Source organism: Pseudochrobactrum algeriensis (assembly GCF_018436245.1).
Lineage (GTDB): Bacteria > Pseudomonadota > Alphaproteobacteria > Rhizobiales > Rhizobiaceae > Pseudochrobactrum > Pseudochrobactrum saccharolyticum.
On record NZ_CP075361.1, the window covers coordinates 1,763,574 to 1,777,292 of the forward strand.

At 52.3% G+C, this 13,719-nt stretch carries 9 protein-coding genes; 4 read left to right on the forward strand and 5 right to left on the reverse strand.

What is annotated here, in order from left to right:
• Positions 1-8: 8 nt before the first annotated feature.
• The 3 genes from folK to folP all read right to left on the reverse strand — a co-directional run bounded on the left by folK (position 9) and on the right by folP (position 1,874).
• Entirely contained in the window at positions 9-536 is a 528-nt protein-coding gene (gene folK, locus KHQ09_RS10310; RefSeq protein ID WP_075654932.1) for a 2-amino-4-hydroxy-6-hydroxymethyldihydropteridine diphosphokinase, read from the reverse strand.
• On the reverse strand, positions 533-895 hold the full coding sequence (folB, locus tag KHQ09_RS10315; RefSeq protein WP_022710840.1) for a dihydroneopterin aldolase: 363 nt from the start codon (positions 893-895) through the stop codon (positions 533-535). The genes folK and folB overlap by 4 nt, the downstream gene beginning before the upstream one ends.
• A 112-nt stretch (positions 896-1,007) precedes the next feature.
• Positions 1,008-1,874 (reverse strand): dihydropteroate synthase, encoded by an 867-nt coding sequence (gene folP, locus KHQ09_RS10320; protein WP_213598109.1) that lies wholly within the window; start codon positions 1,872-1,874, stop codon positions 1,008-1,010.
• 193 nt (positions 1,875-2,067) lie between these two features.
• Between folP and KHQ09_RS10325 the strand changes: the two genes are divergently transcribed.
• Positions 2,068-2,703: a DUF922 domain-containing Zn-dependent protease gene (locus KHQ09_RS10325; protein ID WP_075654930.1), complete on the forward strand. Its 636-nt coding sequence runs from the start codon at positions 2,068-2,070 to the stop codon at positions 2,701-2,703.
• Between the two features lie 203 nt (positions 2,704-2,906).
• Here KHQ09_RS10325 and KHQ09_RS10330 read toward each other — a convergent pair whose 3' ends face one another.
• Both KHQ09_RS10330 and KHQ09_RS10335 read right to left on the reverse strand, forming a co-directional pair.
• The gene (locus tag KHQ09_RS10330; protein WP_022710837.1) at positions 2,907-3,932 is read right to left on the reverse strand and encodes an NAD(P)/FAD-dependent oxidoreductase; all 1,026 of its coding nucleotides are present in this window, start codon (positions 3,930-3,932) and stop codon (positions 2,907-2,909) included.
• Positions 3,933-4,542: 610 nt separating this feature from the next.
• The gene (locus tag KHQ09_RS10335; protein ID WP_028233614.1) at positions 4,543-4,866 is read right to left on the reverse strand and encodes a 2Fe-2S iron-sulfur cluster-binding protein; all 324 of its coding nucleotides are present in this window, start codon (positions 4,864-4,866) and stop codon (positions 4,543-4,545) included.
• 621 nt (positions 4,867-5,487) lie between these two features.
• Here KHQ09_RS10335 and KHQ09_RS10340 point away from each other — a divergent pair.
• The 3 genes from KHQ09_RS10340 to KHQ09_RS10350 all read left to right on the forward strand — a co-directional run bounded on the left by KHQ09_RS10340 (position 5,488) and on the right by KHQ09_RS10350 (position 13,708).
• A complete protein-coding gene (locus KHQ09_RS10340) occupies positions 5,488-10,227 on the forward strand; it encodes an apolipoprotein A-IV repeat region-like domain-containing protein (protein ID WP_213656853.1) in 4,740 nt (1,579 codons plus the stop codon).
• Positions 10,228-10,425: 198 nt separating this feature from the next.
• A complete protein-coding gene (locus tag KHQ09_RS10345) occupies positions 10,426-11,877 on the forward strand; it encodes an NAD-dependent succinate-semialdehyde dehydrogenase (RefSeq protein ID WP_213598113.1) in 1,452 nt (483 codons plus the stop codon).
• 187 nt (positions 11,878-12,064) lie between these two features.
• The gene (locus tag KHQ09_RS10350; protein WP_213599933.1) at positions 12,065-13,708 is read left to right on the forward strand and encodes an ABC transporter substrate-binding protein; all 1,644 of its coding nucleotides are present in this window, start codon (positions 12,065-12,067) and stop codon (positions 13,706-13,708) included.
• Positions 13,709-13,719: the final 11 nt, after the last annotated feature.

Sequence of the window (13,719 nt, forward strand, 5' to 3'; positions counted from 1 at the left end):
ACGGGATTTTACAGTCCCGTATCCTGCCACCAGCGATGGCCATAGCTCAGGCGCTGTATCTCACTACTGTCAACTTTTTGCAGAAGGTCAGAGACAATCTCGCCGCGAATTTTCAGCTCGGGGGCAATTGTTGCAAGCGGCACCAGCACAAAAGCACGTTGTTCAATGCGCGGATGCGGCAAAATCAGATCCGGCATTTCCAGCGCAAAAACGCTTTCATAAGCCAGCATATCAATATCAATCGTGCGCGGCCCCCAGCGTTCACTGCGCACACGCTTCAACCGCCGCTCAATCGTCTGGGTTACTTCCAGCAATTCCGGCGGCGTTAATATCGTTGAGATTTCAGCACAGGCATTATAAAACCAGTCCTGATCGGTATTTCCCCAAGGCGGTGTACGGAAAACCGGCGAAACGGTTATGACCCTGACATCCTGCCGTTCATCCAGCAGTTGCAGCGCCTGTGCCATTGTCTGCACAACATTTCCGATATTACCGCCCAGACACAGCCAGGCTTTGTGAACCTCGCGTGCTTTCATCTATGCGGCCACCCGACCGTCACTTCAACATAATCCAGCACACCGGCAACCGGCGCATTCGGTTTACGCACGGTAATCTCTGCATGTTGAATTTGCGGAAATGCATCGCACAGTGCCTTGGCTACATCCAGTGCCAAAGCCTCAATCAGATAACGGCGGGTTCCCGTAATAATCTTCTCGATCATGGAGAAGACAATACCGTAATGCACTGTTTTATCAATATCATCATTATCCAGCGAGTCGCCCGGATCAACCGTCAGCGCGGCATCCACATAGAAACGCTGGCCGAGCTTTTCTTCTTCTTCAAAAACGCCGTGATGCGCAAAAAACGCGCAATTTTTCATACGGATCGTGTACAAAAAGCCCTCATTTCTTTACTTTTTCGTTATGAAACAGGTGTTCACAACCAAAGTTCATAATCGTCTGCCATTCATTCGTCAGCAGACTATACCGCAATTCTGAAAAACCGGTTCACGCTTTTTTTGTAAGAGCTGCGGCATTTAAAACCGCATCCGCCATCATCAGCGCATCACGGTTCAGTGCAACATTATGCACCCGAAAAATATCCGCACCGCTGAGACGCAGCATAACACTGGTTGCCGCTGTTGCCGCATCTCTTTCCGCGGCAATTTCACGACCACTAACGGCACCGGTAAAACGCTTGCGGGAAGTGCCGACCAGCCATGGCAGGCCAAAACTCTGCAACTGCTCAAATCGTGCCATCAGCTCCACATTCTGCTGCGTGTCTTTGGCAAAACCAAAGCCCGGATCAAGCATGATCTGCCGCCGATCAACACCGGCTGCAGACGCGATTTCCAGAGAGCGCTCTAAAAACACATGCTGATCTTCAATCACATCAGCGGCAACGTCTCTGTCCCGTCCGGTATGCATAATCACCAGTCCGGCACCGGTTTCAGCCGCAAGATTGGCAATATCAGGCTCTTTCTGTAATCCCCAGACATCATTCACAATATGCGCGCCTGCTGCGACCGCCAATTTTGCAGTCTGCGCCCGATAGGTATCGACAGAGATCAGACATCCCGTTTCCCGCGCCAGCGCTTCAATCACCGGCAATACGCGATCCTGTTCTTCCTGCGCAGTCACAGTCGCCGCATCAGGACGGGTCGACTCGCCGCCCACATCAATAATCACCGCACCGGCATCCAGCATGGCACGGGCAGAATTCAGCGCTGCATCAAGCGTCTTATGGCTGCCGCCATCGGAAAAAGAATCCGGCGTAATATTGAGAATTCCCATAATTACTGACTGAACACCCGTTTCAAGAACGCGTCCGTGCGCCAGTCGCCATTCTCTTTTTATAGGGAAACTCTTAATCATATTCGGAATTAACCTTTTAAAATTGCTTTGCTTTCCAAACCAGCCATAAGTTCTTTACACATTTCATGGACTGATAAAAGCCAATGGCTGATAACAGCATAATGCAGCAGAAGACAATTCTGCCGTAATTTGTGCTACAACCGGTAATTTCTGAGTGCTCATTCCGTGAGCGCCCGCAATAAAGGAACAGACAATGTCCGGCAAATTTCTCGCGCTTACCCTCACCGGTCTGGTTCTGTTATCCGGCACGCTCGCCTCTACAACGGCAGATGCAGCCTCAGTGACACGGAAATATCGCTATTTTCCGGTTTATGGCACGACGGCAGAGCAGCTGGACAAATCTCTGGCTAAGAACGGCCCGAAACTCAATAATGGTGGTGAAAGCCATCCGGGCGCGACAAAGATCGCTTTTGATGCCCGTGTAAAATACCGTTCCGACGGCAAATATTGCCGTGTCTCTGATGTGCGCGCCAATGTGACCGCCACAATCTCACTGCCAAGCTGGCAGAGCCGTCGCCGCGCCAGTGCCGACACAAGAATGGTCTGGGATGTGCTGGTTAAAGATATCCGCCGCCACGAAGAAAGCCATATCATTATCGCACGCTCCCATGCTTCGGAACTTGAGCGGCAGATCCGCTCTATGCGTAATGAGCGTGACTGCGCAAAATTGCGCGCCAATGTTGATAAGATCACTGACCGGATTTTTGCCAAGCACGACAAAGCACAGCAATATTTTGACCGCGTGGAAACTATCAATTTTGAATCGCGGTTTGAAAATCTGATTACCAAAAGCCTTGAGAAACGCCTGCGGCAGCAGAAGAAATCCTGAGATAGTTTCAGACAAAGAAAAAGCCCTGCATCACAAATGCAGGGCTTTTTTTATTTTAACTCACATTCAAGCGCCGACATAAAAAAGTGTCAAGCCGTGGCGAAAATGGTGATTTTTGAGAACCGGCGCGGAGCGTACTTAAAGTACGTGAGCACCGGAAGCGTAAAAAATTGCCATTTGCAGACCGGCATGGCACTTTTTCATTAGCTAACGCCGAGCTTCTTCTGCAAACTCGTCGATGAAGTCGTGTACTGGAACACAACGCGTTCACCCGGGCTGACGATGCGCTTGGCGGCCTGTGTCATCAGTGCGGCTTCATGGAAACCGGAAAGGATGAGTTTCAGCTTGCCCGGATACCAGTTGATATCGCCAATGGCGAAAATGCCCGGTTCGGAAGTTTCAAACTTCTCGGTATCAACAGTAATCAGGTTCTCGTGCAGGTTCAGACCCCAGTCTGCAATCGGGCCGAGTTTCATGGTCAGACCGAAGAATGGCAGCATACGTGTTGCCGGCAGAACGGTTTCGCCGTCAGCACCTTTGATCTTCACAGCGGAGAGATCACCATCTTCACCTTCAAGACCGGATACCTGACCGACTTCAAAGCGAATCTTACCGGCATCAACCAGTTCGAACATTTTCTTCACGCTGTCCGGTGCCGCGCGGAACTCCGGACGACGATGCACAACGGTCATGCTTTTTACGATCGGCTGCAGGTTCAGCGCCCAGTCCAGCGCACTGTCACCGCCACCAACGATTACTACATCCTGATCGCGGAAGGCTTCCACACGGCGCACAGCGTAATAAACGCTCTTGCCTTCATAGGCTTCAATGCCAGGTACCGGCGGACGCTTCGGCTGGAAGGAACCGCCACCGGCAGCAATCACCACAACCTTGGTTTCAAAAACTTCGCCTTCATCGGTTTCCACATGGAAAGAACCGTCTTCCAGACGTTCAAGCTTGGTCACCATACGGTTGAAATGGAACTGCGGCGAAAACGGCTTGATCTGTTCCATCAGCTTGTCGGTCAGCATCTGACCGGAGATTTCCGGCCATGCCGGAATGTCATAAATCGGCTTTTCAGGATAAAGCTCGGCACACTGGCCGCCCGGACGATCCAGAATATCAATCAGATGGCATTTCAGGTCATACAAACCCAGCTCAAAAACAGCAAACAGCCCGACAGGACCGGCACCGATAATGACAACATCTGTGCGGATAACTTCGCTCATATCTTCAATCTCACTGAATCATAACAGCTGCGCCAGCCATTACGATCTGTCACATTAATCTTATGCTCTGCCAGCTGTCACACAGAACATGCTCTGTAAGTGCTGCCCGCGGGAGAGTGGGGCAACATCAATACCGGAAACCCGCTGACCTCCGGCGATCCTGTGCAATGCATCTGAAAAACTCAGATGAAACAGCACCGGACAAAATTCAACACGAGTTCTATAGTCAAGTTTAATTCAAATGCCTATAGTTTTTGCCGAAATTGATTTCATAAAAAGCATTTTCAGCAAAAGTGGAAACCGCCTCCGTAAGGAAATCAGTTCGCCGGACTGATTTCTTTCTTACTTCGATGCGTAGAACAATGCGTAAAAGCAAAGAATTAGAGCGGTTCCACCGTTTCATCATGACTGGGACCGCTCTAATACCTGTTCTTTTAACAGGCATGTTACGGCACTCATTCTAATGCCTGACAAAAAAACAGAGATACAGACACAAAACTGTGTTTAAACCGCTGAATGCGGAATGATATTGCGCCAAAACAAATAAATAAAAAGCGGCCTGCCTTTTATGCAGACCGCTTTAGGAACCGTAACGAATTGTCCGGACAGATCAGCCCTGACGCTCAGGCACCTGAACAACCAGACCTTCCAGCTCGTCGCGCACGATAATCTGGCAGGACAGACGCGAATTGCCACGCACATCATAGGCAAAGTCCAGCATATCTTCTTCCATCGGCTCAGGACCGCCAACCACATCTGTCCAGTCTTCATCGACATAAACATGGCAGGTTGCGCAGGCGCAGGCACCGCCGCATTCCGCATCAATACCCGGAATACCGTTGCGAATGGCATTTTCCATAACAGTGGAGCCGTTTTCAGCTTCAACTTCATTCCGCATCGCGCCGTCAGCAGAAACAAATGTGATCTTGGTCATGTAGTCATCCTGTAAAATGCCGGCAAAATCATCCGGTGCAGTGCAAACCGCAGCCGATAAAGCTGACACTCTGTAAAAATACTTGTTGCAGGGCAGATACGTGCTGCAGCCAAGGAGTTCAAGCTGTAAACAGCACCTCCCTGCCCGTCTGCGTCAATTCGATCACTCAGGCACATTCCGAAAGTTGTGAAGCGGTGCTCGGATGAGGCACATAGTAAAACAAAAAGACGAAGCCTTTTGTCACTATATATGTTAATCATTTCCGTAAAATTTAACGCTGTTTCACCGGTGCAAAACCACTAATTTCTTGCCGGACTATGGCAAAATATGCCACAATTCAGGGCATATTATATTCATATCTGATGTCTGCTTAAAGATTTCCACAATTAGATAACGCTTAAAAAAGCCCGCATTTGCTTTGTTTTCAATGCCCCTACGAGTGCCGCGTTAACCTTATCTTTAAACATTTCATCAACCGCAATTTCCGTAGTTCCCATATGGCTCCGGAAGTTTTAACCTATAGACTGCGCAACGTGTCTTTGTATCTGCCGTTAAGAATTGAGCGGCAGCAATTCAGAGCATGGTTTTTGCGTATAAGTATGAGTACGGGGTAAAACGGCTATGGCACAAAATACAAAAGCGCAAAAGCTTGAGCTTGATATGGAACAGGCCCTCTCTGACGGGCTGGATCTGGATTTCAGCGACGACTTTGAGCTGGATTTGAATTTTGACGCACCTGAAGCAGAATTCTCGCTTGATGATCTGGAAAGCCAGATTTCGCGCGCAGCAGAAGAACTGGCACTGGAACAGAACGGCGCTTCAACAATAGCCGCCGCTGCTGCGGGCACTGCCGTTGCCGCTGCCGCCGTGAAAGGCAAAGCTGAGACGCTGGCACAGCCAGAGCCGGAAAAGCCTGTTAAAGAGAAAAAAGCAGAAAAAACCGTTCTGCCTGCCGCACCGGTCACACCGGCTGCGCCTCCTGTTGTTACAGCCTCTGCCAATACCCCGGGCAGCGTGACTGTTTTACAGGCCGCAAACCAGCCGGAAGCCACAGCCCCCGTTCACAGTGTCAAATCTGAAGCAGTATCCGCACGCAGCGATGCAGAAATGCAGGCTGAAGCTGTGCTGGCAGATCCTGTAGCTGCACGCCCTGCAGCCACTCAGGCAGCACCGGTCGCTGCCGCATCACCGTTCACACCAGCCAATGACGATCTGCGCAATGATAATTTGTTGCTGCGTCGCACCAATGGCCGCAACGCAAATGTGTTCTGGACAACCACAGCCATCAGCGCCCTCTGGACAGCAGGCGGTCTTACCCTTGCCCATGCGCTGAGCCCGCAAGGTCTTACCTCATTCTCGGCAATCAAAGACTTCTTCGGCACTCCGGCCGGTATCGGCGTTGCAGCCGGTATTGCCGTCCCGGTTGTGATGTTCTGGGGCTTTGCCCAGATGGTGCGTCGTGCACAGGAACTGCAATCCGCTGCCCGTCAGATGACTGCCGCCGCTATGCGTCTCGCTTCGCCTGAAGCCGCAGCCGGTGACCGCGTTTCCACGCTCGGTCAGGCCGTGCGCCGTGAAGTTGCAGCGATGAATGAAGGTATCGAGCGCACACTCGCCCGTGCTGTTGAACTGGAAACTCTGGTTCAGACCGAAGTGCACCAGCTTGAGCGCGCTTACAGCGATAATGAAGTGCGCATCCGCGCATTGATTGCCGAACTGGGCAATGAGCGTGAAGCGGTCATCAGCCATGCTGAACGCGTACGTTCCTCGATCTCCGGTGCCCATGAGCACCTCAAGACTGAACTGTCTTCGGCCAGCGATATCATCCGCGACAATGTTCTCACCGTTTCCAGCGAGCTGACCTCTTCCCTGTCCCATGCAGGTGAAACAATGATCAGCCGCCTGAATGAAAGCGGCGCGGCCATTTCCGAAGCGATTGATACCCGCAGCACAGATATTTCAACACGCATCAGCTCTTCGGGCGGTGACTTTGTTGAAATCCTTGATACACGTATCGCCACATTGGAAGAACGCTCACGCGGCCTCACCGAAACCCTGACTGAAGCGCTGGATGCACGTACATCCAACATCGCTTCGCTGCTCGGCGATGCAACCATGAATATGGTCACCGAATTCGATCAGCGTCTGGCCAATCTGAACGCCACACTGGCAGAACGCGGCCATTCGCTGCTCAATGAATTTGAAGGCCGCGCACAGGCAATCGACAGCAGCACTGAGAAACTCAATGCGGCTCTGGAAGTCCGTTCGCGTCAGATCAATGAAAATCTGATTGCCCGTACCCGTGAGATCGCAGAAACCTTCTCCGGCGTTCGTTCGTCGATCAGCACTGTGGTTGACGAAACCAAAGACAAGCTCAACGGCGAATTGTCCGGCATTACAGATTCTGTTGCCGGTCTGCTTAATGACCGCGCCGGTCACTTCATCGCTCAGATTGCTGACAGCCGTGAATCCCTGTCATCGACACTCTCCGGTGAAGCCGACCGCATTGCAGCTGCAATGCAGCAGCACAGCCAGACGATTACAGAGCGTGGTGCCGATATTGAACGTGCCATTGCAGGCAATGCAGCCAATCTCGACCAGACTGCCAGCCAGCATGCCGCTATTCTGGAACAGCGTACCAATGATATGCGTGAAGCGATGGCTGCCCACAATGCCAAGCTCAACGATATTTTTGCGGAAGAGGAAGGCCGTTTCGAAGGCCGTACTTCAGCTCTCAAGAGCTCGCTTGACCAGCAGCATACGGAATATGCGCGGGCACTGGAAGAGCGTAATCAGCAATTCTCTGACAGCCTGCAGAACAACAGCGCTGCTGTCAGCTCGCTGCTGAATGAACATATCAATACTGTCGGCGACCGCGCCTCGCAATTGCAGGCAGCGATGCTGAGCGGTTCTGAAAGCCTTGATGCCAATCTGCGTCAGCACAGCGATACGCTGGTACAGCGCACTGTTGCCTTGCAGGATGCTGTTGCCAATGCAACCGGCGTATTGCAGAGCTCTTTTGACAATCAGACCGGTATTATTGAAGAACGCACCTCCACCATGGAACGCGCTCTGAGCATCGGTGTAGACAATGTTCGTAAATCGCTGGAGCAGAGCGCTTCGGTGGTTGCCGGAACACTGCGTGAGAAAATCACAGAAGCTGCCGGTTCCCTCACCGCAGAAGCTGCCAAGGCCGGTGATGCACTGCATGGCTTTGGTGAAAACTTCAACGACCGCCTGATTGAAAATCTGGCCGGTACAGAAGCCCGCCTCGGCGAGCGTGCCAGCCAGATTGCATCCGGTCTGGAAGCGATTGAAACCCGCCTCACCGGCGAACTCAGCGGCATTGAATCGCGCATTGCAGAAACCGCATCGCGTACCAGTGACGTGCTCGGCTCGCATAGCGAAGCTTTCAGCGCCCGTGTTCTGGAAAACCTGTCCGGCACAGAAGCCCGCCTCACGGAGCGTGCGGAAGCCATTGCTTCCGGCATCAATGATGTGAGCAACCGTCTGACCGGTGACCTCAGCGGCATTGAAACACGAATTGCGGAAACCGCATCCCGCGCCAGCGATGTTCTCGGCTCCCATAGTGAAGCTTTCAGCGCCCGTGTTCTGGAAAACCTTTCCGGTACCGAAGCACGCCTGACTGAACGCGCTGATGCGATTGCCATGGGTCTTGGTGAAATCGGCTCGCGCATTACCGGTGAACTCGGTGTGATCGAAGCCCGCATTTCCGATGCGACGCAGAACACCTCTTCCACACTGGAAGAACGTACCCGTGAGCTGAATGCGGTTCTCGCAGCCCGCTCGCAGGAAATCACCCGTATTCTGGCCGATACCGCAGAACCTCTGGTACAGCGCCTTGCCGATAGCGGTCAGGGTCTTGCAAGCCAGCTGGAAGAAGCGACCCATGCAGCAACCGACCGCCTGCGTTCAGAAAATGCAGCACTGGTCAATGCACTGGCCAGCCGTACGGCTGAGACCATCTCTGCGGTGCAGGAAGCCAAGTCCAGCCTGTCCGATGGTGTTGGCGGCCTGATTGATCGCTTAGCAAGCTCCAATGCGGAACTTGGTCAGCTGATCGACAAAGCCACGCTCAACCTGAACGATATTGATACGCGTCTGGTTGAAACAACGTCGAACTTTGCTGACAGCACCAACAAGGCTGCGCAGATCTTCTCCAGCTCCAGCGTTGTGATCGATAATAATATCGGTGCCCTGCGCTCGCTTTCCGGCAATACGCTGTCACAGATTGCAGATATCGCCAAGCGTTTTGAAGATCACAGTGCGGTTCTGTCCCGTGCATCTGACCTGATCAACACGGCTCAGAATGGCCTGACTGACACATTGTCCGACCGTCAGGATGCTCTGGAACGTCTGTCTGCCGGTCTGCTTGCCAAATCTGAGAACATTGAGAAAGTAATGCAGGGCTTTGAAACCCTTGTTACTTCCGCTCTGGAACGCACAGAAGGCCGCACACGCAACTCGACCGAACAGCTGCGCGCTGCCATTTCCGAAGTTGTGGAACAAGCCAGCCAGAAGTTTGCAACAGCAACGGATGAAATCCGCCGTTCGGCCGCTGAAATCCGCGGTGAACTGGATGCAACCCGTGGCGAGCTGAAGCGCGGCGTATTGGATATGCCGGCGGAAGCCAAGGAATCCACCACTGCAATGCGCAAGGCGGTTTCCGAGCAGATCAATGCGCTGAAAGAACTGGCATCCATCGTCAATAAATCCGGCCGCCTGGTCGATGTGGGCGACAGCCGTGCAGACCGCACTATTGCAAAACAGACAGCCGCAGCGCAGCCTGCTCCGGCCTATGTTGCACCAGTGGTCACGCAGACTGCGGCTCCGGTACAGCAGCCACAGAGCTACACAGTTTCCGCAGCACCTGCTCCACAGGAAAGCGCACGCGGCGGCTGGGTTTCCAATCTGCTGGCACGTGCTTCCGCAGATGAGGAAACAGCTTCTGCACCGCGTAACCAGAGCAATGTAACGCCGCAGCGTTCTGCCGCCCATGTGGTCGACAGCCTGAATTCCCTGTCGGTTGATATTGCCCGTGCGATTGATCATGAAGCATCGGTAGAGCTTTGGGATCGCTATCGTCGCGGTGAACGCAATGTCTTCACCCGCCGTCTCTACACTCTGAAAGGTCAGCAGACCTTTGAAGAGATCAAACGCAAATACCAGATGGATGGCGATTTCCGCCGTGCGGTAGACCGCTACATGGATGATTTCCAGCGCCTGCTGGAAGATGTTGCCCGTAATGATCGTGATAATATGGTCACCCAGACCTATCTCACATCCGATACAGGCAAAGTCTACACCATGCTGGCGCATGCATCGGGTCGTCTGCGTTAACCGGATACCACATTCAGAAAGGCGGGATTTATCCCGCCTTTTTTATTTTCTGACGCCCCCTGACAAAGCGTCTCAGCTGCTCATAATTTTACCATACCGCTCTTGCCAAATGACGGGGCAGAGCTTCTATAGTGAGTTCTACAGAATTACATTGCGGCATGTCATTTGCTGCTCACAAGCATATATACCGGAGGAACTATGTCTCAGACTGCACCGCGCTATCCAGATACCCAGCTTTTGATCAACGGCGAATGGCGCAATGCGCAAAGCGGGCGTACAATTGATGTGTTCAATCCGGCCACCGGCGAAGTGATCGGCAAGGTTGCTCATGCTGAGAAGGTTGATCTCGACGCTGCACTGGATGCCGCTGCCAAAGGCTTTAAAATCTGGAGCGCAAGCTCGCCATTCGACCGTTCCAAATTCATGCGCCGCGCGGCAGATTTGCTGCGTGAGCGGGCAGATGCCATTGCACCGATCCTGACCCTTGAGCAGGGCAAGCCGGTAGCGGAAGCCAAAGGTGAAATCCTTGCCGGTGCAGATATTATCGACTGGTTTGCTGAAGAAGCACGCCGCACCTATGGCCAGATCATTCCGGCACGCGCTGCCGGTGTATCGCAGATGGCATTCAAACTGCCGGTCGGCCCTGTAGCGGCCTTCACCCCATGGAACTTCCCGATCAATCAGGTGGTGCGCAAGCTCTCCGCTGCCATTGCTGCCGGTTGCTCAATCATCGTCAAAGCACCGGAAGAAACACCGGCCTCACCTGCCGAACTGATCCGCGTTTTTGTTGATGCCGGTATTCCGGCCGGTGTGGTCAATCTGGTTTATGGCGTACCGTCAGAAATCTCCGAATATCTGATCCCGCATCCGGTAATCCGCAAAATCTCGTTCACCGGCTCCACACCAATCGGCAAAATGCTGGCCGGTCTTGCCAGCCAGCATATGAAACTGTCGACCATGGAACTCGGCGGCCATGCACCGGCGATTATCTTTGACGATGCCGATGTGGAAGGCGCGGTTAAAACACTGGCTATGTCCAAATTCCGCAATGCCGGTCAGGTTTGCGTTTCGCCGACCCGCTTCCTCGTGCAGGAAAATGTCTATGAGCAGGTCGTTGAATCCTTTACCGAAAAAGCCAAAGCCATCAAAGTCGGCAATGGTTTTGACGAAGGTGTGCAGATGGGACCGCTGGCCAATGAACGCCGTATCCCTGCCCTTGAATCCCTGATTCAGGATGCCGTGGACAATGGCGCACGTCTGATGACCGGTGGCCGCCGTATCGGCAATGTCGGCAATTTCTTTGAGCCGACCGTGCTGGCTGATGCGCCTAAAACCGCACGCATCATGAATGAAGAGCCTTTTGGCCCTGTGGCAGTCTTCTCTTCCTTCAAAACACTGGATGAAGTGATTGATGAAGCCAACCGTCTGCCATTTGGTCTGGCGTCCTATGCCTTTACCCGTTCCGCTGAAAATGCACGTGAACTGGGCATGCGCATTGAGGCTGGCATGACAACAATCAACCATCTCGGCCTCGCACTGCCGGAAGTGCCGTTCGGCGGCATCAAGGATTCCGGTTATGGTACAGAAGGCGGCTCAGAAGCGATCAATGCCTATCTGACCACAAAATTTGTGACCCATCTGGTTATCTGACATTATTTTATTGCCAGACATTACGCCCCGCCGGTGATCACACCGGCGGGGTTCATTTTATCCTCATGACTAATAAAATTAATCAGAATTCGTTTGATCTTTCAGATTGTTGCGTTACGCTCCTGACCGAGCCGGCCAAAAACAAAAACACGGCCGCGTGAATGAGGGGAACTACAGCATGACACTGATGACAACAGTCAAAAAACACAAGCTGAACAAACTCGCACTGGCGCTGGCATTCAGCACAGCTTTAACAGGCTCAGTGCTGATGAGCGCAGCCAATGCAGCCACACCGGCGGATACGCTGGTGATCGCTATGGCGACCGATGATGTGATTTCGCTGGATCCGGCGGAATCCTTTGAAATTACCACAGCAGAAATTCTGGCCAACAGCTATGGCCGCCTGCTGCGCACAGACTATAAAGACCCGTCCAAGCTGGTTGCAGATATTGCCGAGAGCTGGGAAGTTGCCGAAGACGGCAAAACTTTCACCTTTAAAATCCGCAAGGGTCAGAAATTTGCCTCCGGCAATCCGATTACCGCACATGATGCTGCTTTCTCTCTGCAACGCGCGGTGAAGCTCGATCAGAGTCCTGTTTTCATTCTCAGCCAGTTCGGCCTGACCAAAGACAATGTGGATGAGAAAGTCTTCGCCAAAGATGATGACACGCTGATTTTCACCTCGGAAAAAGCCTTTGCACCAAGCTTTGTTTATAACTGTCTGACTGCCACAGTCGGCTCTGTTGTTGACAGCAAGCTGCTCAAAGAACATGCCAAGCCGGTCACACCGACTGCGGATTCCAAAGCAGATAATGATTTCGGCCATGAATGGCTGAAGCGTAATTATGCCGGTTCCGGCGCTTATGCGATCAAAGACTGGCGTCCGAATGAAATCATTATGATGGAACGCAATGAGTCTTACGACGGCGAGAAACCGCCGCTCAAGCGCATTATCTATCGCTATGTGAAGGAAAGCGCGTCGCAGCGTATTATGCTGGATGCCGGTGATATCGACATTGCCCGTAATCTCGAACCGGGTGATCTTGAAGCCATCTCCAAAGATGAGCGCTTCCACACCGCCAGCGCGCCAAAAGGCACCATCTATTATTTCAGCCTCAACCAGCAGAACGAGACATTATCAAAACCGGAGGTTCGTCAGGCTGTAAAATATCTGGTGGATTACAGCGCTATTCAGTCCACCCTGATTAAGGGTATCGGCACGATCCATCAAAACTTCCTGCCAGCAGGTATGCTTGGTTCAACGGACGAAAACCCGTTCAGCCTTAATGTTGAAAAAGCCAAGGAACTGCTGGAAAAAGCCGGTCTGAAAGACGGTTTCACCATTACCATGGATGTACGCAACACCCAGCCGGTCACCGGTATTGCAGAATCCATTCAGCAGACTTTTGCCAAAGCCAATATCAAACTGGAAATCATTCCGGGCGACGGCAAGCAGACACTCACCAAATATCGCGCTCGTAAGCATGATATTTATATCGGCCAGTGGGGCATCGATTACTGGGATCCGCATACCAATGCCGATACATTCGTGACCAATCTGGACAATAGCGACAATGCGGTTTCAAAAACCAGTGCATGGCGCAATTCGTGGGAAATCCCTGAACTGACCCAGAAAACGCTGGCCGCTGTCATGGAAAAAGACGCTGACAAACGCGCGCAGCAATATCTGGATCTTCAGAAAGAGTTCCGCGATAACAGCCCGTTCACAATGATCTATCAGCTGAATGAAGTGGCGGTTGTATCCAACAAGGTGAAAGATTTCATCATTTCACCGGATACCAACTATGTGCTGAAAGCCTCAAAAGAATAACCAACAGAAAC

Excerpts from the sequence above, each read along its gene's own strand:
- KHQ09_RS10335 (WP_028233614.1), bottom strand. The coding sequence starts at position 4,866 with ATGACCAAGATCACATTTGTTTCTGCTGACGGCGCGATGCGGAATGAA.
- KHQ09_RS10345 (WP_213598113.1), top strand. The coding sequence starts at position 10,426 with ATGTCTCAGACTGCACCGCGCTATCCAGATACCCAGCTTTTGATCAAC.
- KHQ09_RS10340 (WP_213656853.1), top strand. The coding sequence starts at position 5,488 with ATGGCACAAAATACAAAAGCGCAAAAGCTTGAGCTTGATATGGAACAG.
- KHQ09_RS10325 (WP_075654930.1), top strand. The coding sequence starts at position 2,068 with ATGTCCGGCAAATTTCTCGCGCTTACCCTCACCGGTCTGGTTCTGTTA.
- folK (WP_075654932.1), bottom strand. The coding sequence starts at position 536 with ATGAAAGCACGCGAGGTTCACAAAGCCTGGCTGTGTCTGGGCGGTAAT.
- KHQ09_RS10350 (WP_213599933.1), top strand. The coding sequence starts at position 12,065 with ATGACAACAGTCAAAAAACACAAGCTGAACAAACTCGCACTGGCGCTG.
- KHQ09_RS10330 (WP_022710837.1), bottom strand. The coding sequence starts at position 3,932 with ATGAGCGAAGTTATCCGCACAGATGTTGTCATTATCGGTGCCGGTCCT.
- folP (WP_213598109.1), bottom strand. The coding sequence starts at position 1,874 with ATGATTAAGAGTTTCCCTATAAAAAGAGAATGGCGACTGGCGCACGGA.